Below are 18,962 nucleotides of genomic sequence, written 5' to 3' on the forward strand. Positions count from 1 at the left end.
GCCCTCACCCTGGCCCTCTCCCACGGGGAGAGGGAATTTAAACGCCGAGCTCTGCTCGCGTTGGTAATCCTTCGCTGTCACCCTGCACCTGAATCGCCAGCGAGCCAATCTTGTTGCCACGCGCAACGGCCTGCTGCAGCGGTTTGCCTTCCAGCAGGGCGCTAATGACGCCCACGGCAAAGCCATCGCCCGCGCCGACGGTATCGACCACGTTCTCAACCTTCACCGCCGCGACCGCGCCCTGTTCGCCGTTGGCCGTTTTAAACCATGCGCCATCGGCACCGGTCTTCAGCACCACCGCTTTTACCCCGTTATTCAGGTAGAAATCGGCAATGCCTTCCGGCGTCTTTTCACCCGTCAGGATCATCCCTTCTTTCAGGCCCGGCAGAACCCAGTCAGCCTGGAACGCCAGACGGTTCAGCTTCTCGACCATTTCCGCTTCGCTTTTCCACAGCACCGGGCGCAAATTAGGATCGAAAGAGATCGTTTTACCCTGAGACTTCATGGCTGTTGCCGCATGGTCCAGCAACGCATATGAGCTGGCAGACAGCGCTGCCGCCACGCCGCTGAGATGCAGATGGCGCGCGGAGGCAAAATAGTGGGCGTGGTAATCCTCGACGGAGAGATGGCTTGCGGCCGATCCTTTACGGAAATATTCCACGATGGGATCGGTTCCATTTTCGACTTTAGATTTCAGCTGAAAACCCGTAGCGAAACGTCCGTCGAGCGTGACGCCTGCGGCATCAATACCCTCTTTTTTCAGTGAGTCGAGAACGAAATGGCCAAAGCTGTCGTCCCCTACGCGACTCACCCAGCCGACGTTCAGACCCAGACGCGCCAGGCCCGTGGCGACGTTCAGCTCTGCACCCGCCACGCGTTTCATAAAGTGTTCTACCGCGCTCAGGTCGCCCGTTTCGGTGGCCACAAACATCGCCATGGCTTCGCCGATAGTGATCACATCCAGCGTCTTTTGCATGGTTTACTCCTCACGCAGCAGGTTAACGTAGTGGCGGGTAACGGCAGTTAAATCTGCCCCCTCCAGGGGGAATTCGATACCGCGCGGGGCATCGGCAGGAAGCTGATTAAGCAGGTCCAGCCAGCGTGATTCCGCGCGGTCCGGCGCAATGGCGCGGAACTGCTCCTTATGCGGAACGGCGGCCTTAACGTGGATATAGCTCACGGCCGGAGCCAGATGACGCGCGGCTTCTTCGGGGGAGTCGCCCACCCACAGCCAGTTGCCCATATCGAACGTCAGGGTGACGGGCAATGCCATCACCCGGCAGGCGGCTTTGAAGCGCTGCATGGGCGCGAGCTGGCCGCAGTCGGTCTGGTCATTTTCCACCACCAGCGTCATACCGCTTTCATTCAGCATCGCGCGTAAAGCTTCAAGTGGCTGTTTATCGTTGAAATGACCCAGCGAGACTTTCAACCACAGCGCGTTCAGCGCGGTGGCTTCGGCCAGATAGCGGGGGAGGTCAGGGTTGAGCGTTCCGTTGGGCATAAACAGGGCGGCGGGTGCGGAATAGCATGCCAGCAGACCCAGTAGTTCGATGGACTCACCCAGCGCAGGCAGCGCCAGCAACTCTTCGCTGTTGAACAGCTCGCGGCGGATTTCTACACCGTCCGCGCCTGCGCCCGCAATGACGGGAAGCATTGCGCGTTGACCACCGGCCTGCCGCACCTGGTCCGCGCCATAAGCGGCGGTGACCACCATTATTTTCCTGCTCATACCAGACTCCATCGCGTAATCGATAGTATTACGCTAGATGGAACCGGTTCCAAAGAAAAGATCGGGATGTTGAATTTATGATCGCTGTCACGAAGGGAATTTAGCGGGCGGTAGAGCCGCGAACGATCAGTTCGCCAGAGAAGACCTGTTCACGCACGGCGTCGCTGGCACCTTCAATACGGCGAACCACCTGTTCAACAGCGGCATAGCCGATTTGCCACGTGGGTTGCTTGAGCGTGGTGATGCCGACGCCAGCCAGCTCTGCCCACTCAAGCTCATCGAAACCCAGCAGGCCGATATCACTTCCCCAGTGCAGGCCAATGCGCTTGAGGGAGCGGGCAACCTGGAGCGTTAGCGCCCCGTTTGCGGAGATGACGGCTTTACGCATTCCGCGGTGGCGCGTATGGAACTGGCGAAGGGTATTGTCAATCTGGTCAGCTTCATGCAGCGGCGTCTCGGCATTTTCGGCGATCACGCCGGGATAGCGGTCCAGCGTGGCGCGAAAGGCGCTTAAACGCTCGCGACGCGTGTTGACCATTCCCAACGGTTCACTCAGGAAAAGGACCGCTTCAAAACCCTGTTCGATGAGGTGCTCGGTGGCTGTAGTGGCCGCCTGCGTGTTATCCAGCCCGACGACATCGCAGGCAAATTCCGGGATTTTGCGGTCGATAAGCACCATTGGCAGCGAAGACTGCTGCAGCCGGTTGAGCCCTTCTTCACGCATGCCCACGGCATTCACCACAATACCTTCCACCTGGTAACTGCGTAGCAAATCCAGATAGTGCAGCTCCTGATCGACCTCATTGTTGGTGTTACAGACCAGCGGCGTAAAGCCTTTTTCGCGACAGGCGGCTTCGATGCCGCTGAGCACGTTGACGGAGTAGGGGTTGGTGATATCGGCGATGATCAGACCAATCAGGCGAGTTCTGCCGCGTTTCAGGCCGCGCGCCATAAGGCTTGGGCGATAGTCGAGTTCGGCAATGGCCTGTTCAATGCGGGCGAGCAGCGCGTCGGACAGCAGGTGTTTCTCACCGTTGAGATAGCGCGAAATGCTGGTTTTACCGGTTTTGGCGGCTTTCGCCACGTCGCTGATGGTGGCCCGGGTTGGTTTGCTCATCGCTGATTTCCCTGAATTTAGTGAGAATACCTTAGCGGGAAAATCAACGATGGCAAGTAATTTGCCCGGTGGCGCTGCGCTTACCGGAGGTTGCGGTCTGATGCCCTCACCCCAACCCTCTCCCACGGGAGAGGGTGCAAACACTAAAAACGGCAACGGGGTTGCCGTTTTGCTTTTACCTACTGAATTGGGCTTAACGTAATCTCTACGCGACGGTTCTGCGCTTTGCCTTCCGCCGTGCTGTTGCTGGCGATTGGATTTGCCGGACCCATGCCGCTGGTGCGGATACGGTTCGCTTCAACACCCTGGGTAATCAGCGAGCTGGCCACGGAATCGGCGCGCTGCTGAGACAGACGCATGTTCAGATCCTGGCTGCCGGTACTGTCGGTATAGCCAATCACGTTAACGGCGGTTTTGTTGTACTCTTTCAGCACCATCGCCACGCCGGTCAGGGTGTTCGCGCCTGCGGGTTTCAGCGTTGCGCTGCTGCTGTCAAAGGTCACGTTGTTTGGCATGTTCAGGATGATGTTGTCGCCGCTGCGCGTGACGCTCACGCCTGTGCCTTTCATTTTGTCGCGCAGTTTCGCTTCCTGCACATCCATGTAATAACCGACGCCGCCGCCCAGTGCTGCACCTGCTGCTGCGCCAATCAGTGCGCCTTTACCGCGGTCTTTCTTGGAGGAAGAGAGCGCCCCAACGCCTGCCCCAACCAGCGAGCCGATGCCCGCGCCGATGCCGGATTTACCCGCTTCGCGTTCACCGGTGTAAGGGTTAGTTGTGCAGCCAGAAACAGCCAGTGCACCGCTCACCAGAGCGGCAATAACGAGTACGCGTTTTTTCATCTTATTTCCTTAATCCTTTTTATTCTTTGCCACGGCGAGCGTGGCAGTTGATTATGACGTCCAGATACGGAGAAAATTCAGTGTATAACTCTGAAATTTGTGACAAACCATAAATCGCCTCAATTAAGAAGGCCGTAAACCTGCACGCAACCAGGAGCGCACGCTTTGAGCACCTCAACCAAAACCATTCTGACCGCCGCCCACTGGGGACCCATGCTGGTCGAAACCGACGGGGAAACTGTCCTGTCGTCCCGCGGGGCACTACCAACACAGCATCCCAACTCGTTACAGACTGTCGTTCGCGATCAGGTGCATAGCAAAACGCGCGTGCGCTGGCCGATGGTGCGTAAAGGTTATCTGGCTTCGCCAGACAAACCGCAAGGTATTCGGGAACAGGATGAGTTTGTCCGCGTGAGCTGGGATGAGGCGCTGGCATTGATTCACTCCCAGCATAAACGTATCCGTGATAGCTATGGTCCGTCGTCCATTTTTGCTGGCTCTTACGGCTGGCGTTCGAACGGCGTGCTGCACAAGGCCTCGACGCTGCTGCAGCGCTATATGAGTCTGGCCGGGGGCTATACCGGGCATCTGGGAGATTACTCCACCGGTGCGGCGCAGGCGATTATGCCGTATGTCGTGGGCGGAAATGAGGTCTACCAACAGCAGACCAGTTGGCCGCTGGTGCTGGAACATACTGATGTGGTTGTGCTGTGGAGCGCTAACCCCCTCAACACCCTGAAAATTGCCTGGAATGCCAGCGATGAGCAGGGCGTGTCATACTTCGACGCGCTGCGCAAAAGCGGCAAGCGCATCCTCTGTATTGACCCAATGCGTTCGGAAACCATGGATTTCTTCGGCGACAGCGCCGAGTGGATCGCCCCGCATATGGGCACCGACGTGGCGATGATGCTGGGTATCGCCCATACGCTGGTTGAAAACGGCTGGCACGATGCGGAATTCCTGGCGCGTTGTACCACCGGTTTCGATAAATTCGCCGACTACCTGACGGGGGAATCCGATGGGGTGGCTAAAACAGCGGAATGGGCAGCAGAGATTTGTGGCGTTCCTGCGGGCAAACTCCGCGAACTGGCGGCGTTGTTTCATAAAAATACCACCATGTTAATGTCCGGCTGGGGAATGCAGCGCCAGCAGTTTGGCGAGCAGAAGCACTGGATGCTGGTGACCCTTGCCGCAATGCTTGGGCAGATTGGCACGCCGGGCGGGGGTTTTGGTCTCTCCTATCACTTTGCGAACGGCGGTAACCCAACGCGTAAAGCGGCGGTGCTGGCGTCTCTGCAGGGCTCGGTGCAGGGCGGCGTGGATGCCGTGGATAAAATCCCGGTGGCGCGCATTGTTGAAGCTCTGGAAAACCCGGGCGGTTTTTATCAGCACAACGGTCTGGACCGCCACTTCCCGGATATTAAATTTGTCTGGTGGGCGGGCGGATCGAACTTCACGCACCATCAGGATACCAACCGCCTGATCCGCGCCTGGCAGAAGCCGGAGCTGGTGGTCATTTCCGAGTGCTTCTGGACCGGCTCGGCTAAGCATGCCGATATCGTGCTGCCTGCGACCACCTCGTTTGAGCGTAACGATCTCACCATGACCGGCGACTACAGCAACCAGCACATGGTGCCAATGAAGCGTGTTGTCGCGCCGCGAGATGAAGCGCGTGATGATTTTGACGTCTTTGCGGAACTGAGCGAGCGCTGGGAAGCGGGCGGGCGTGAGCGTTTTACCGAAGGCAAAACGGATCTGGAATGGCTGGAAACCTTCTACCAGATTGCGGCCCAGCGTGGCGCAGCACAAGGCGTGACGCTGCCGCCGTTTGCTGAGTTCTGGGAAGCGAATGGCATCTTCGAAATGCCAGAGAGCGAGCAAAATGCGCAGTTTGTCCGTTTTGCTGATTTCCGCCGCGACCCGGAGAACCATCCCTTAAAAACCGAAAGCGGGAAAATCGTTCTCTTCAGCGAGCGCATTGCTGGCTTTGGCTATGCTGATTGCCCACCGCACCCCATGTGGCTGGAGCCAGATGAATGGCACGGCAACGCGCAGCCGGGGCAGCTTCAGATCTTATCTGCCCATCCGGCGCACCGCCTGCACAGCCAGCTGAACTATACGTCACTTCGCGAGCAGTATGCGGTTGCCGGGCGCGAGCCCATTACCCTGCATTCCGAGGACGCGAAAGCGCGTGGAATCGCAGATGGCGATGTGGTGCGCGTCTGGAACGGGCGCGGACAGGTGCTGGCGGGAGCGGTGGTGAGCGACGGGATTAAGCCGGGCGTTATCTGCATTCACCAGGGGGCATGGCCGGATCTGGACCTGAGCGAAGGCGGCATATGTAAAAACGGGGCGGTTAACGTGCTGACCAAAGATCTCCCCAGCTCGAAGCTGGGGAATGGCTGCGCGGGGAATACGGCGCTGGCATGGGTCGAGAAATATCAGGGGCCAGCGCTTACGTTAACGGCGTTTGATCCGCCTGCCAGCTCATGATCCACGTCGGGTGTTGGGTGTCATCCTGCCAGGCGCTGTCTTCAATACGAAAGCCCTGCGCATGGTAGAAATTCACCGCCCGGACATTTTTCTGGTACACCTCCAGGCTTAAATGCGGAAAGCGCTGTTGAACATGGTTCAGCAGCGCCCGCCCGATGCCTTTCCCGATGTACGACGGTGCGACAAACAGCGCGCCGACAAACTGCGACTGCATCACGCTGATAAATCCGCACGGCTTTCCGTCCTGTTCCCAGACCCAGGTTTCCGCCGACGGCAGGTAAACCTCCCGCACCATGGCTTCGTTCTCTTTCCAGTAGTTTGCATCGATAAACGGATGCGCCTCCGTGGTGCTTGCAAGCCACAGACTCAGGAGCGGATCGGTATTTTCACTTTGCCATTTGCGGATCATGGTGGCCTCCCGGATGACAGAAGCAGCCCGTAATATGATCGTTGACCAGCCCACAGGCTTGCATAAAGGCGTAACAGATGGTGCTGCCCACAAATTTAAAACCGCGTTTTTTCAGCGCCTTAGAGAGTGCATCTGAAGCGGGTGTGGAGGCGGGGATCTCCCCGAGCGTAGCGGCCTGCGTGACGTGTGGCGTGTCATTCACAAAAGACCAGACAAATTCTGAAAATGACTCGCCGTTTTGCTCCATCGCCAGGTAAGCGCGTGCATTGCTGATAATGGCCTGGATTTTACCGCGATGACGAATGATACCGGCGTCCAGTACCAGTCGTTCGACGTCCTCTTCGGTCATGGCGGCGACGGTGACAGGATCAAACTGGTGGAAAGCGTTGCGGTAATTTTCCCGTTTTTTCAGTACGGTAATCCATGACAAACCCGCCTGCTGGCCCTCAAGGCAGATCATTTCAAACAGTTTTTTGCCATCCGTTTCCGGTATGCCCCATTCACGATCGTGATAGTCGATATAGAGCTGATCCTGGCTTACCCAGCCGCAACGTTGCATAGGTTATCTCCCTTATTCACACGGTTATCGCAAAAAATTTCATTTCGTCAGGCTTGACGTGTCTACTTTAAAGACAATAGTTAATACAGGGCTATATGCCCGTTAACCTCTTCCTGAACAACGATAAATATCGCCGAAATTGGCTCTTTCTGGAGTCGCTTTGATGATGATAAAAAAAATCAGTGGTCGCCATGCTGTTTCTGGCCTGGTGGGGATTTCAGCGTGGTTGTTTTTTTGTCACACAGCATCTGCCTGGCAACAGGAATATATCGTTTCAGACGCACAAAGTAATACGACGGAACGCTATACATGGGATGCGGATCACCAACCGCGTTATGAAGACATTCTGGCTGAACGTATTAAGACTTCGCAAACTGGACCCGGGCTTGCCCTGAATTCGCCTTCCGGCCCGACAGCGGAAGGCAGCATGAGCGTGGGCTGGAATTTTCCGCTGGCGGGAAATATAACAACCGGCCCGGTGATGGCGTGGCGTTACGATGGCACGGCACCCATGATGATTAATGAATTCGGTGATAGCGTGACGACGCAGGGGCTGACCGATCCGCTCTGGCATGCCAGCGTGAGCAGCCTCGGCTGGCGCGTGGATACGCAATATGGCGATCTTCGGCCCTGGGCGCAGATTAGTTTCAATCAGCAGTTTGGCGAGAACCAGTGGAAATCTCAGTTCGGCATGTCGCAGACGCCTGCTATTGCACAAAACAGCAGCTGGATGGACGTGACCGTCGGAACGGATATGCCGTTTACAACCCATATGGCGGCCTATGCGTCATTGGCTCAGGGGGAAAACACCACGACGGGCGAGGAGTTCATGTACACCCTGGGTGTGAGTGCAAACTTTTAAAGCTGTCACTTTTTTCAACGTTGCGATAACATCTTAAATACAATAACGGCGCGCCTTGTCGCGATAGCGAGCACTAACAATTGTGCATGTCGTTCCCCGGCAAGGTCATTCATTCCCGATTCCAGGCATTTCATTCCGTTCCTCCTGCATTTCATGCCGTTTTACCCCAGCGGTAATAAGGTTTTGTTTATTGTTGTCCTCAGCGAACTTCCTTAATTTCTCTTGCAGGACAACTGCCATGAACACTTCAACTTATAACCGTACGCGCTGGCTCACGCTTTTCGGCACTATCGTCACCCAGTTCGCGCTGGGTTCGGTCTACACCTGGAGCCTGTTCAACAGTGCGCTTTCCGATAAGCTCGGTGCGCCGGTGAGCCAGGTGGCGTTCTCTTTCGGCTTGCTAAGCCTGGGGCTGGCGCTTTCCTCTTCCGTCGCGGGCAAACTGCAGGAGCGCTTTGGCGTTAAGCGCGTCACCATGGCGTCCGGGATCCTGCTGGGCGTGGGCTTTTTCCTGACGGCGCATTCCAACAACCTGATGATGCTCTGGCTGAGCGCCGGGGTTCTGGTGGGGCTGGCAGATGGTGCTGGTTATCTGCTGACGCTGTCGAACTGCGTGAAGTGGTTCCCGGAGCGTAAAGGTTTGATCTCCGCGTTTGCCATCGGTTCATATGGTTTGGGGAGCCTCGGGTTCAAATTTATCGATTCCCATTTGCTGGCCTCCGTTGGCCTTGAAAAAACCTTTATGATCTGGGGCGTTATCGTTCTGGTGATGATTCTGTTCGGTGCAACGCTGATGACTGATGCGCCACAGCAGGAGGTGAAATCCGTTAACGGCGTGGTGGAGAACGACTTCACCCTGGCTCAGTCCATGCGCAAACCACAGTACTGGATGCTGGCGGTGATGTTCCTGACGGCCTGCATGAGCGGCCTGTATGTCATTGGCGTGGCGAAAGATATCGCGCAGGGCATGGTGAAACTGGACGCGGCCACGGCGGCGAATGCGGTCACCGTGATTTCTATTGCCAACCTCTCGGGCCGTCTGGTGCTCGGTATTCTGTCTGACAAAATTGCCCGTATCCGCGTCATTACGATAGGGCAGGTGGTTTCGCTGGTGGGCATGGCGGCACTGCTGTTTGCACCGCTGAATGAGGCCACGTTCTTTGCCGCGATTGCCTGTGTGGCCTTTAACTTTGGCGGCACCATTACCGTCTTCCCGTCTCTGGTGAGCGAGTTCTTTGGCCTGAACAATCTGGCAAAAAACTACGGCGTCATCTACTTGGGCTTCGGGATCGGCAGTATCTGCGGTTCGCTGATTGCTTCATTGTTCGGCGGGTTCTATGTGACCTTCTGCGTGATATTTGCCTTGCTGATTATTTCCCTGGCGCTGTCGACGACGATTCGCCAGCCGCAGCGAGAAGTTTTTAAAGAAGTGCATGCTTAACGAATAAGGAGAGGCCGTAATGGCCTCTTTTTTTGCGCTGAGGGATACGCTTCCTGACTTGCTTTTTTGTAAAAATTTGCACGAATCACATTCTCTGCTGCCACTTTTCTCTCCCGCTGTGGTCTACTTACCGCGCTTGTAGACGTTTCTGATAACGCTTTCCTACGCACATACTTACTCTGTCTGTTTTCTCGATGAGAGTCGGCGGGTCTCTATACCCCTTCCCCCAGGGTTGTTTGCATGAAATACATTAGGTCTCTTACCCAGCAAAGATTGTGTCTGATGCTGGCTGTCTATATCGGTTTGTTTCTGAATGGCGCGGTGCTGTTCAGACGAGTGGAAGGTTATTTCGAGCACCTCACCGTAAGAAATGGAATTTTTGCTGCAATTGAAGTGTTCGGTTCCATCCTCGCTACCTTCTTCCTGTTACGTCTGCTTTCCCTTTTTGGCCGACGCCCGTGGCAAATTCTGGCTTCACTGGTTGTCATTATTTCTGCCGCCGCCAGTTATTACATGACCTTTATGAATGTGGTCATTGGCTATGGGATTGTTGCGTCAGTCATGACCACCGATATCGATCTCTCGAAAGAGGTCGTAGGTAAGGGCTTTATCGTCTGGACGGTTTTAACCTGTCTGATACCGCTCTTCTTTATCTGGAGTAATACCTGCCGCTATACGTTGTTACGCCAGCTGCGCACGCGCGGGCAGCGGATCCGGAATATCGCCGTTGTCCTGTTGGCCGGATTACTGGTCTGGGCACCGATTCGCTTGATGGAAAAACAGCAAAAACGCATCGAAAAAGCGACGGGCGTAGACATGCCAAGCTACGGCGGTGTGGTCGCTAACTCCTATTTGCCCTCCAACTGGCTCTCGGCCTTAGGCCTGTATGCCTGGGCACAGGCGGATGAATCCAGTGATGTAAAATCCTTGATGAATCCGACGAAAAAATTCAATTACGTGGCACCGGCTGACGGGCTGGATGATACCTACGTCGTCTTTGTTATCGGTGAAACCACGCGCTGGGATCATATGGGTATTCTCGGCTATGACCGCGATACCACGCCAAAACTGGCCCAGGAAAAGAACCTTGTGGCTTACCGCGGTTACTCCTGCGATACCGCGACGAAGCTCTCTCTGCGCTGTATGTTTGTGCGTGAAGGCGGTGCCAGCGATAACCCGCAGCGTACGCTCAAAGAGCAGAACGTATTTGCTGTACTGAAGCAGCTTGGATTTAGCTCCGACCTGTTCGCTATGCAAAGTGAGATGTGGTTCTACACCAACACCATGGCGGATAACATCGCCTATCGTGAGCAGATTGGTGCCGAGCCGCGCAACCGTGGGAAGAATGTCGATGACATGCTGCTGCTCTCCGAGATGGAACAGTCGCTGAAAAACCATCCGCAGGGTAAGCACCTTATCGTGTTGCATACCAAAGGCTCGCACTACAGCTATTACCAGCGTTATACGCGCGATTTCGCGAAATGGACGCCTGAGTGTGTCGGCATTAACAAAAACTGCAGCAAGCAGGAGCTGATCAATGCCTACGACAACTCGATTCTGTATGTGGACACGTTCCTGAGCAGGGTGATCGACGAGCTTCGCGATAAGAAAGCGATTGTGATCTACGCGGCTGACCACGGCGAGTCAATCAACGAAAAAGAACACCTGCACGGTACGCCACGCAAGCTTGCGCCGCCGGAGCAGTTCCGCGTGCCGATGATCATGTGGATGTCGGATAAGTACCTTGAGAACCCTGACAAAGCCAAAATGTTTGCGCATTTGAAGCAGCAGGCAGAGATCAAGGTTCCGCGCCGTCACGTTGAGCTGTACGACACCATTATGGGCTGTCTCGGCTATACCTCACCGAACGGTGGGATTAACGAAAACAACAACTGGTGTAAACTGCCTGATAACACCGCAAAAGCCGCGCAGTAGCTGCTCTGGCGAGAATATCGCCAGTTGAATGGCTTTTTGAAAATAAGGGATTGACGGGGGCGCACCTCAGCAGTAAGATGCGCTCCGCATTCGGCGAGTAGCGCAGCTTGGTAGCGCAACTGGTTTGGGACCAGTGGGTCGGAGGTTCGAATCCTCTCTCGCCGACCACATTTAAAAAAGGGCTAACCGCAAGGTTAGCCCTTTTTGCATTATGGCGTTAGCCAGCCAGACTCACTAAAACGCCCCTTAGCCCTGTTTCACCCTGCCTGTTAACGATTTTGTGACATTATCCATTGTATTTTTTTATATATGGATTGATCTTTTTTCGCGTTGCTTATGGATAACCTCAGCATTTTTCGCTGTGCGTTTTAACGTTCGCGGTATTTAGTGCTCAGATAATCACCATTCCGCAAGAAAATTTACCCAATCTGAATAAAAGTTAATCACTACATGTTGCGAAATATGAAGATATTTGTGCTGCCACATGGCGAGTAGCATAAATTTCCCTGCTGAAAACTGGCGCCGGAGGTTTTTTTAATCTTTGTTTGCGGTTTCTCACACTCCGCGTAAATCCCCGTCACCTGTATTGACGTTTTCACATTCTGTTGACAGATTGTAGGGCATGAGGGGCATTTCAGGGACGATCTGCGCTGCAACTCAAACGCTCTTCTGAAAGGATTCTCCATCCCTTTAAAGCCTTCGGGCATCACCGACCAGACCGGGTAAAAAATAAATAAAGGTCAGGCGGCGTAACACAACAAAGCAAAACATCACATTGGAGCAGAATAATGAGTATTTCCTTGAAGAAGTCAGGGATGCTAAAGCTTGGTCTGAGCCTGGTGGCTATGACCGTAGCAGCAAGCGTACAGGCAAAAACCCTGGTTTACTGTTCTGAAGGCTCGCCGGAAGGCTTTAACCCACAGCTCTTTACCTCTGGAACGACGTACGACGCAAGCTCTGTACCGATCTATAACCGTCTGGTTGAATTTAAAACCGGCACCACGGAAGTGATTCCGGGTCTGGCTGAAAAGTGGGAAGTCAGCGAAGACGGTAAAACCTATACCTTCCACCTGCGTCAGGGCGTGAAGTGGCAGGACAGCAAAGAATTCAAACCAACGCGCGACTTTAACGCCGACGACGTTGTGTTCTCTTTCGACCGTCAGAAAAATGCCCAGAACCCGTACCATAAAGTGTCTGGCGGCAGCTATGAATACTTCGAAGGGATGGGTCTGCCGGACCTGATCGCCGAAGTGAAAAAAGTGGACGATAAAACCGTTCAGTTCGTGCTGACGCGTCCGGAAGCGCCATTCCTGGCTGACCTGGCCATGGACTTCGCTTCTATTCTCTCTAAAGAGTACGCGGACAACATGCTGAAAGCCGGTACGCCGGAGAAAGTCGACCTGAATCCAATCGGTACCGGTCCATTCCAGCTGCTGCAGTACCAGAAAGACTCCCGCATTCTGTATAAAGCCTTCGAAGGCTTCTGGGGTACCAAACCGAAGATTGACCGCCTGGTCTTCTCCATCACGCCTGACGCTTCCGTGCGTTACGCAAAACTGCAGAAAAACGAATGTCAGGTTATGCCGTACCCGAACCCGGCTGACATCGCTCGTATGAAGCAGGACAAGAACATCAACCTGCTGGAGCAGGCTGGCCTGAACGTGGGCTATCTCTCCTTCAACACCGAGAAGAAACCGTTTGATGACGTGAAAGTGCGTCAGGCGCTGACCTACGCGGTGAACAAAGAAGCGATCATCAAAGCCGTTTACCAGGGCGCCGGCGTTGCTGCCAAGAACCTGATCCCACCAACCATGTGGGGCTATAACGATGACATTAAGGACTACACCTACGATCCTGAGAAAGCGAAAGCGCTGCTGAAAGAAGCAGGCCAGGATAAAGGCTTTACCGTTGAACTGTGGGCAATGCCTGTTCAGCGTCCATATAACCCGAACGCGCGCCGTATGGCGGAAATGGTTCAGGCTGACTGGGCGAAGATCGGCGTTCAGGCCAAGATTGTGACCTACGAGTGGGGCGAGTACCTGAAGCGTGCCAAAGCGGGTGAACACCAGGCGGTGATGATGGGCTGGACCGGCGACAATGGGGATCCGGACAACTTCTTCGCCACCCTGTTCAGCTGCGCGGCAGCGAAAGACGGTTCCAACTACTCTCGCTGGTGCTACAAGCCGTTTGAAGATCTGATCCAGCCGGCGCGTGCGACCGACGATCACAACAAACGTATTGAACTGTACAAGCAAGCGCAGGTTGTTATGCACGATCAGGCCCCGGCGCTGATTGTTGCTCACTCCACCGTGTACGAGCCAGTGCGTAAAGAAGTGAAGGGCTACGTGGTTGATCCACTGGGCAAACACCACTTCGAAAACGTATCTGTTGAATAATAAGTAGGGTGTTCTCCCTCTCCCTTTGGGAGAGGGCAGGGGTGAGGGTCGTGCATGCATCCCCTCACCCTAACCCTCTCCCACAGGGAGAGGGAATTTACATTTGTGAGCAATACAGACGTCACGCCACTGGTCGTGCGTCATCAGAGAGAATCCGGGTTATGTTGCAGTTCATCCTCCGACGTCTGGGACTCGTTATCCCGACGTTTATCGGTATCACCCTTCTCACTTTTGCCTTCGTCCATATGATCCCCGGCGACCCGGTAATGATTATGGCGGGCGAGCGTGGTATCTCCCCTGAGCGTCATGCGCAACTGCTGGCTGAACTCGGCCTTGATAAGCCAATGTGGCAGCAGTACCTCCACTATATCTGGGGCGTGTTGCACGGTGATTTAGGGATTTCACTCAAAAGCCGTCTTCCGGTGTGGGACGAGTTCGTGCCGCGTTTTAAAGCGACACTGGAACTGGGCATCTGCGCCATGATTTTCGCCACTGCGGTGGGTATTCCTGTCGGGGTACTGGCTGCCGTCAAGCGTGGCTCTATTTTTGACCATACCGCCGTGGGTCTGGCGCTGACCGGTTACTCCATGCCTATCTTCTGGTGGGGCATGATGCTGATCATGCTGGTCTCCGTGCAATGGAACCTAACCCCGGTCTCCGGGCGCGTCAGCGATATGGTCTTCCTTGATGATACCAACCCGCTCACCGGCTTTATGCTGATCGACACGGCTATCTGGGGCGAAGAGGGCAACTTCATTGATGCCGTCGCGCACATGATCCTGCCTGCGATGGTGCTGGGCACCATTCCTCTGGCGGTGATCGTGCGTATGACCCGTTCCTCCATGCTGGAAGTGCTGGGCGAAGATTACATCCGTACCGCGCGTGCCAAAGGGTTAACCCGCATGCGCGTGATTATCGTTCATGCTCTGCGTAACGCCATGCTGCCGGTCGTTACCGTTATCGGTCTGCAGGTGGGGACGCTGCTGGCAGGCGCGATCCTGACGGAAACCATCTTCTCCTGGCCGGGCCTCGGTCGCTGGCTGATTGATGCGCTGCAGCGCCGTGACTATCCGGTTGTGCAGGGCGGTGTACTGCTGGTTGCGACGATGATTATCCTCGTCAACCTGCTGGTCGATTTGCTGTACGGCGTGGTGAACCCGCGTATTCGTCATAAGAAGTAAGGGGCCGTCATGTCACAAGTCACTCAAAATAACGTGGTCGCTGCACCGGTTCCTATGACGCCGCTGCAGGAATTCTGGCACTACTTCAAGCGCAATAAAGGCGCGGTGGTAGGGCTGGTGTATGTTGTTATCATGATCCTGATTGCGGTGTTTGCGAACTTCCTCGCACCGTATAACCCGGCGGACCAGTTCCGCGATGCGCTACTCGCGCCACCTGCGTGGCAGGACGGCGGTAGCCTGACGCACCTGCTCGGTACCGATGATGTGGGCCGTGACGTGCTGTCGCGTCTGATGTACGGCGCGCGTCTGTCGCTGCTGGTGGGCTGCCTCGTTGTTGTACTGTCGCTGATCATGGGCGTTGTGCTCGGCCTGGTGGCTGGCTACTTCGGTGGCATCGTCGATAACGTCATTATGCGTATCGTCGACATCATGCTGGCGTTGCCAAGCCTGCTGCTGGCGCTGGTGCTGGTGGCGGTGTTTGGACCTTCGATAGGTAATGCTGCCCTGGCGTTGACGTTCGTTGCGCTGCCGCACTATGTCCGATTAACCCGTGCGGCTGTCCTGGTTGAGGTGAATCGAGACTACGTCACCGCTTCTCGCGTGGCGGGTGCGGGTGCGATGCGCCAGATGTTCGTCAATATTCTACCTAACTGCCTTGCGCCGCTGATTGTTCAGGCGTCGCTCGGTTTCTCTAACGCCATTCTCGATATGGCCGCTCTTGGCTTCCTTGGCATGGGTGCGCAGCCGCCAACACCGGAGTGGGGCACGATGCTCTCCGACGTGTTGCAGTTCGCGCAAAGCGCCTGGTGGGTCGTCACCTTCCCGGGTCTGGCGATTCTGCTGACGGTGCTGGCATTTAACCTGATGGGTGATGGTCTGCGTGATGCACTTGATCCCAAACTGAAGCAGTAAGAGGCACGAGATGGCGTTATTAAATGTAGATAAATTATCGGTACACTTCGGCGACGAAGGCACACCGTTTCGCGCCGTGGACCGCATCAGCTACAGCGTAAATCAGGGCGAAGTGGTTGGCATCGTAGGGGAGTCTGGTTCCGGCAAGTCAGTCAGCTCGCTGGCAATTATGGGGCTGATTGATTATCCCGGCCGCGTAATGGCGGAAAGCCTGGAATTTAATGGTCAGGATCTGCAGCGCATTTCCGAGAAGCAGCGCCGCCAGCTGGTGGGCGCGGAAGTGGCGATGATCTTCCAGGACCCGATGACCAGCCTGAACCCGTGTTACACCGTGGGGTTCCAGATTATGGAAGCCATCAAGGTGCATCAGGGGGGTAACAAGCAAACCCGTCGTCAGCGCGCTATCGATCTGCTGACGCAGGTGGGTATTCCCGATCCGGCATCGCGTCTGGATGTGTATCCGCACCAGTTGTCCGGCGGGATGAGCCAGCGCGTGATGATCGCCATGGCAATTGCCTGTCGGCCAAAACTGCTGATCGCCGATGAACCAACAACCGCGCTGGATGTAACCATCCAGGCGCAAATCATCGAGCTGCTGCTGGAGCTGCAGCAGAAAGAGAATATGGCGCTGGTGCTGATTACGCACGATCTGGCGCTGGTGGCTGAAGCGGCACACAAAATCATCGTGATGTATGCAGGCCAGGTGGTGGAGACCGGAAGTTCACACGATATCTTCCGTGCCCCGCGTCATCCGTATACGCAGGCTCTGCTGCGCGCGCTGCCGGAATTTGCGCAGGATAAAGCGCGTCTGGCCTCGCTTCCGGGGGTTGTGCCGGGTAAATATGACCGTCCGCAGGGCTGTCTGCTTAACCCGCGCTGCCCGTATGCGACGGATAAATGTCGCGTCGACGAGCCAGAGCTGAATCTGCTGGCCGACGGTCGCCAGTCCAAATGCCACTACCCACTCGATGATGCCGGGAGGCCAACACTATGAGTACGCAACAACTGCTGTTGCAGGCCATCGACCTGAAAAAACACTACCCGGTGAAGAAGGGCTTATTTGCTCCCGAGCGCCTGGTCAAAGCGCTGGACGGTGTCTCCTTTACCCTTGAGCGCGGTAAAACGCTCGCGGTGGTAGGGGAGTCCGGCTGTGGCAAATCGACGCTGGGCCGTCTGCTGACGATGATTGAAGTGCCAACCGGCGGCGAGCTGTACTATCAGGGGCAGGATCTGCTCAAGCACGACCCACAGGCGCAGAAACTGCGTCGCCAGAAAATCCAGATTGTGTTCCAGAACCCGTACGGTTCACTGAACCCGCGCAAAAAAGTGGGGCAGATTCTGGAAGAACCGCTGCTGATCAACAGCAACCTGAGCAAAGAGCAGCGTCGTGAGAAAGCGCTGGCGATGATGGCGAAAGTGGGTTTGAAAACTGAGCATTACGATCGCTACCCGCATATGTTCTCGGGCGGCCAGCGTCAGCGAATCGCCATCGCCCGCGGTCTGATGCTCGACCCGGACGTGGTGATTGCCGATGAGCCTGTTTCTGCGCTCGACGTATCCGTACGTGCGCAGGTGCTGAACCTGATGATGGATCTGCAGCAGGATCTGGGGCTGTCGTATGTGTTCATTTCACATGATTTGTCTGTCGTGGAGCACATTGCCGATGAAGTGATGGTGATGTACCTAGGGCGCTGCGTGGAGAAAGGGACGAAAGAGCAAATCTTTAATAATCCTCGTCACCCGTATACCCAGGCACTGCTGTCTGCGACGCCGCGTCTGAATCCGGACGATCGTCGTGAGCGCATTAAGCTGACCGGCGAGTTGCCAAGCCCGCTGAATCCGCCTCCGGGATGTGCGTTCAATGCCCGCTGTAGCCGACGCTTCGGACCCTGCACGCAGTTGCAGCCACAGTTGAAGGATTATCGTGGACAACTGGTGGCCTGCTTCGCGGTCGATCAGGATGAAAATGGCGAAAAGCCGCATGCGTAAAGAAAAAAACCGGCGTGAAGCCGGTTTTTTTATATCTGCGTTATGACTTCCGTAGACGGATCTGGTCGACAGCGTGTTTCTCACTCTTGGTAAGGATCAGGCTGGCGCGCTCACGTGTTGGCAGAATGTTCTCTTTCAGGTTCACGTAGTTGATCTCATTCCACAGTCCCGTTGCGACGTTGATCGCCTCTTCTTTAGAGAGCTGGGCGTAATTATGGAAGTAGGAATCAGGATCGGTGAACGCCCCTTCGCGGAACTTCAGGAAGCGGTTGATATACCAGCTTTTCAGCAGATCTTCCGGCGCATCGACATAGATAGAGAAGTCAACAAAGTCGGAAACAAAGACGTGATGCGGGTCGTGAGGATAATCCATCCCGCTTTGCAGCACATTTAACCCTTCCAGAATCAGGATGTCTGGCTGCACAACCGTTTTGTCTCCATCCGGGATACGGTCGTAAATCAGATGCGAGTAAACCGGCGCAGTGACGTTAGGCGCGCCCGATTTCAGATCAGAGACGAATTTCACCAGACGGTGCATATCATAAGAGAGCGGGAAGCCCTTCTTCTTCATCAACCCGCGTTCTTTCAATACTTCATTGGGATGCAGGAAGCCGTCGGTGGTAATCAGTTCCACGCTGCGGTGTTCTGGCCAGCGGCTCAGTAACGCCTGTAACACGCGCGCGGTGGTGCTTTTACCAACTGCCACGCTGCCCGCGATACTGATGATATAAGGAATACGCTGACCGTTAGTGCCGAGGAACTGTTCCAGTACCGCCTGGCGGCGGAGGTTCGAGCTTATATAGAAGTTAAGCAAGCGAGAGAGGGGAAGATAAATCTCTGCCACCTCTTCCAGGGACAGATCTTCGTTTATCCCTTTTAACCGTGCGATTTCACCCTCCGTCAGCGTCATAGGAACGGAATCACGCAGGGCAGCCCACTGGCTGCGGTTAAAGTGAAGATAAGGTGTCATTAACGTTTGCTCTTTTTTGCTCATAAGCATGCTTCTGTGAGCCAGCACAAAACTGCCGGGTCATGGCTCTTCACATAGTTAATTTTGGACAATGGGCAGGAGGTTAACACCAGATGACAGGAATAAT

Annotated in this window: 16 protein-coding genes and 1 tRNA gene; 10 read left to right on the forward strand and 7 right to left on the reverse strand. The window is 55.2% G+C overall.

The window, feature by feature from the left end; genetic code table 11:
- Nucleotides 1-37: 37 nt before the first annotated feature.
- From ACOQH0_RS00990 to ACOQH0_RS01005, 4 genes are all read right to left on the reverse strand, one after another.
- A complete protein-coding gene (locus ACOQH0_RS00990; protein ID WP_100167438.1) occupies nt 38-976 on the reverse strand; it encodes a sugar kinase in 939 nt (312 codons plus the stop codon).
- A 3-nt stretch (nt 977-979) separates the two neighbouring features.
- Nucleotides 980-1,729, reverse strand: a complete 750-nt coding sequence (locus tag ACOQH0_RS00995) for a sugar phosphate isomerase/epimerase family protein (RefSeq protein ID WP_120158915.1) — start codon at nt 1,727-1,729, stop codon at nt 980-982.
- Nucleotides 1,730-1,829: 100 nt separating this feature from the next.
- Nucleotides 1,830-2,846 (reverse strand): LacI family DNA-binding transcriptional regulator, encoded by a 1,017-nt coding sequence (locus ACOQH0_RS01000; RefSeq protein WP_010426243.1) that lies wholly within the window; start codon nt 2,844-2,846, stop codon nt 1,830-1,832.
- A gap of 179 nt (nt 2,847-3,025) precedes the next feature.
- Nucleotides 3,026-3,688 carry an OmpA family lipoprotein gene (locus ACOQH0_RS01005; RefSeq protein ID WP_008502762.1) on the reverse strand — a complete coding sequence of 221 codons (663 nt, stop codon included), beginning with the start codon at nt 3,686-3,688 and terminating at the stop codon, nt 3,026-3,028.
- 213 nt (nt 3,689-3,901) lie between these two features.
- On the opposite strand from ACOQH0_RS01005, the gene ACOQH0_RS01010 reads away from it, so the two are divergent.
- On the forward strand, nt 3,902-6,181 hold the full coding sequence (locus ACOQH0_RS01010) for a molybdopterin guanine dinucleotide-containing S/N-oxide reductase (protein ID WP_421512396.1): 2,280 nt from the start codon (nt 3,902-3,904) through the stop codon (nt 6,179-6,181).
- Here ACOQH0_RS01010 and ACOQH0_RS01015 read toward each other — a convergent pair.
- Both ACOQH0_RS01015 and tag read right to left on the reverse strand, forming a co-directional pair.
- Nucleotides 6,144-6,590 (reverse strand): N-acetyltransferase, encoded by a 447-nt coding sequence (locus ACOQH0_RS01015; protein ID WP_010426237.1) that lies wholly within the window; start codon nt 6,588-6,590, stop codon nt 6,144-6,146. The two genes, ACOQH0_RS01010 and ACOQH0_RS01015, sit on opposite strands and share 38 nt — an antisense overlap.
- Nucleotides 6,568-7,149: a DNA-3-methyladenine glycosylase I gene (tag, locus tag ACOQH0_RS01020; RefSeq protein WP_421511358.1), complete on the reverse strand. Its 582-nt coding sequence runs from the start codon at nt 7,147-7,149 to the stop codon at nt 6,568-6,570. The genes ACOQH0_RS01015 and tag overlap by 23 nt, the downstream gene beginning before the upstream one ends.
- A gap of 163 nt (nt 7,150-7,312) precedes the next feature.
- Between tag and ACOQH0_RS01025 the strand changes: the two genes are divergently transcribed.
- The 9 genes from ACOQH0_RS01025 (at nt 7,313) to dppF (ending at nt 17,865) form a co-directional block, all read left to right on the forward strand.
- Nucleotides 7,313-8,011, forward strand: a complete 699-nt coding sequence (locus ACOQH0_RS01025) for an autotransporter domain-containing protein (protein ID WP_421511359.1) — start codon at nt 7,313-7,315, stop codon at nt 8,009-8,011.
- A 238-nt stretch (nt 8,012-8,249) separates the two neighbouring features.
- Entirely contained in the window at nt 8,250-9,452 is a 1,203-nt protein-coding gene (locus ACOQH0_RS01030; RefSeq protein ID WP_421511360.1) for an L-lactate MFS transporter, read from the forward strand.
- 240 nt (nt 9,453-9,692) lie between these two features.
- A complete protein-coding gene (gene eptB, locus ACOQH0_RS01035) occupies nt 9,693-11,387 on the forward strand; it encodes a kdo(2)-lipid A phosphoethanolamine 7''-transferase (RefSeq protein WP_148400228.1) in 1,695 nt (564 codons plus the stop codon).
- A 91-nt stretch (nt 11,388-11,478) separates the two neighbouring features.
- Nucleotides 11,479-11,555 (forward strand) — tRNA-Pro (locus ACOQH0_RS01040).
- Between the two features lie 620 nt (nt 11,556-12,175).
- A complete protein-coding gene (gene dppA, locus ACOQH0_RS01045) occupies nt 12,176-13,783 on the forward strand; it encodes a dipeptide ABC transporter periplasmic-binding protein DppA (protein WP_100167433.1) in 1,608 nt (535 codons plus the stop codon).
- 161 nt (nt 13,784-13,944) lie between these two features.
- Complete coding sequence (dppB, locus tag ACOQH0_RS01050; protein ID WP_006177810.1) at nt 13,945-14,964, forward strand: dipeptide ABC transporter permease DppB; 1,020 nt, start codon at nt 13,945-13,947, stop codon at nt 14,962-14,964.
- Between the two features lie 9 nt (nt 14,965-14,973).
- Nucleotides 14,974-15,876, forward strand: a complete 903-nt coding sequence (dppC, locus tag ACOQH0_RS01055; RefSeq protein ID WP_010426221.1) for a dipeptide ABC transporter permease DppC — start codon at nt 14,974-14,976, stop codon at nt 15,874-15,876.
- 10 nt (nt 15,877-15,886) lie between these two features.
- Nucleotides 15,887-16,870, forward strand: a complete 984-nt coding sequence (dppD, locus tag ACOQH0_RS01060; protein WP_010426220.1) for a dipeptide ABC transporter ATP-binding protein — start codon at nt 15,887-15,889, stop codon at nt 16,868-16,870.
- On the forward strand, nt 16,867-17,865 hold the full coding sequence (gene dppF / locus ACOQH0_RS01065) for a dipeptide ABC transporter ATP-binding subunit DppF (protein WP_010426213.1): 999 nt from the start codon (nt 16,867-16,869) through the stop codon (nt 17,863-17,865). Before dppD ends, dppF begins: the two co-directional genes overlap by 4 nt.
- A gap of 40 nt (nt 17,866-17,905) precedes the next feature.
- Here dppF and coaA read toward each other — a convergent pair whose 3' ends face one another.
- The gene (gene coaA / locus ACOQH0_RS01070; protein WP_010426211.1) at nt 17,906-18,859 is read right to left on the reverse strand and encodes a type I pantothenate kinase; all 954 of its coding nucleotides are present in this window, start codon (nt 18,857-18,859) and stop codon (nt 17,906-17,908) included.
- Between the last annotated feature and the right edge of the window lie 103 nt (nt 18,860-18,962).

It is taken from the genome of Enterobacter sp. JS8-1, from assembly GCF_049187015.1.
GTDB classification, from domain to species: Bacteria; Pseudomonadota; Gammaproteobacteria; order Enterobacterales; family Enterobacteriaceae; genus Enterobacter; species Enterobacter mori.

Excerpts from the sequence above, each read along its gene's own strand:
- ACOQH0_RS00990 (WP_100167438.1), bottom strand. The coding sequence starts at position 976 with ATGCAAAAGACGCTGGATGTGATCACTATCGGCGAAGCCATGGCGATG.
- ACOQH0_RS00995 (WP_120158915.1), bottom strand. The coding sequence starts at position 1,729 with ATGAGCAGGAAAATAATGGTGGTCACCGCCGCTTATGGCGCGGACCAG.
- ACOQH0_RS01000 (WP_010426243.1), bottom strand. The coding sequence starts at position 2,846 with ATGAGCAAACCAACCCGGGCCACCATCAGCGACGTGGCGAAAGCCGCC.
- ACOQH0_RS01005 (WP_008502762.1), bottom strand. The coding sequence starts at position 3,688 with ATGAAAAAACGCGTACTCGTTATTGCCGCTCTGGTGAGCGGTGCACTG.
- ACOQH0_RS01010 (WP_421512396.1), top strand. The coding sequence starts at position 3,902 with ATGCTGGTCGAAACCGACGGGGAAACTGTCCTGTCGTCCCGCGGGGCA.
- ACOQH0_RS01015 (WP_010426237.1), bottom strand. The coding sequence starts at position 6,590 with ATGATCCGCAAATGGCAAAGTGAAAATACCGATCCGCTCCTGAGTCTG.
- tag (WP_421511358.1), bottom strand. The coding sequence starts at position 7,149 with ATGCAACGTTGCGGCTGGGTAAGCCAGGATCAGCTCTATATCGACTAT.
- ACOQH0_RS01025 (WP_421511359.1), top strand. The coding sequence starts at position 7,313 with ATGATGATAAAAAAAATCAGTGGTCGCCATGCTGTTTCTGGCCTGGTG.
- ACOQH0_RS01030 (WP_421511360.1), top strand. The coding sequence starts at position 8,250 with ATGAACACTTCAACTTATAACCGTACGCGCTGGCTCACGCTTTTCGGC.
- eptB (WP_148400228.1), top strand. The coding sequence starts at position 9,693 with ATGAAATACATTAGGTCTCTTACCCAGCAAAGATTGTGTCTGATGCTG.
- dppA (WP_100167433.1), top strand. The coding sequence starts at position 12,176 with ATGAGTATTTCCTTGAAGAAGTCAGGGATGCTAAAGCTTGGTCTGAGC.
- dppB (WP_006177810.1), top strand. The coding sequence starts at position 13,945 with ATGTTGCAGTTCATCCTCCGACGTCTGGGACTCGTTATCCCGACGTTT.
- dppC (WP_010426221.1), top strand. The coding sequence starts at position 14,974 with ATGTCACAAGTCACTCAAAATAACGTGGTCGCTGCACCGGTTCCTATG.
- dppD (WP_010426220.1), top strand. The coding sequence starts at position 15,887 with ATGGCGTTATTAAATGTAGATAAATTATCGGTACACTTCGGCGACGAA.
- dppF (WP_010426213.1), top strand. The coding sequence starts at position 16,867 with ATGAGTACGCAACAACTGCTGTTGCAGGCCATCGACCTGAAAAAACAC.
- coaA (WP_010426211.1), bottom strand. The coding sequence starts at position 18,859 with ATGAGCAAAAAAGAGCAAACGTTAATGACACCTTATCTTCACTTTAAC.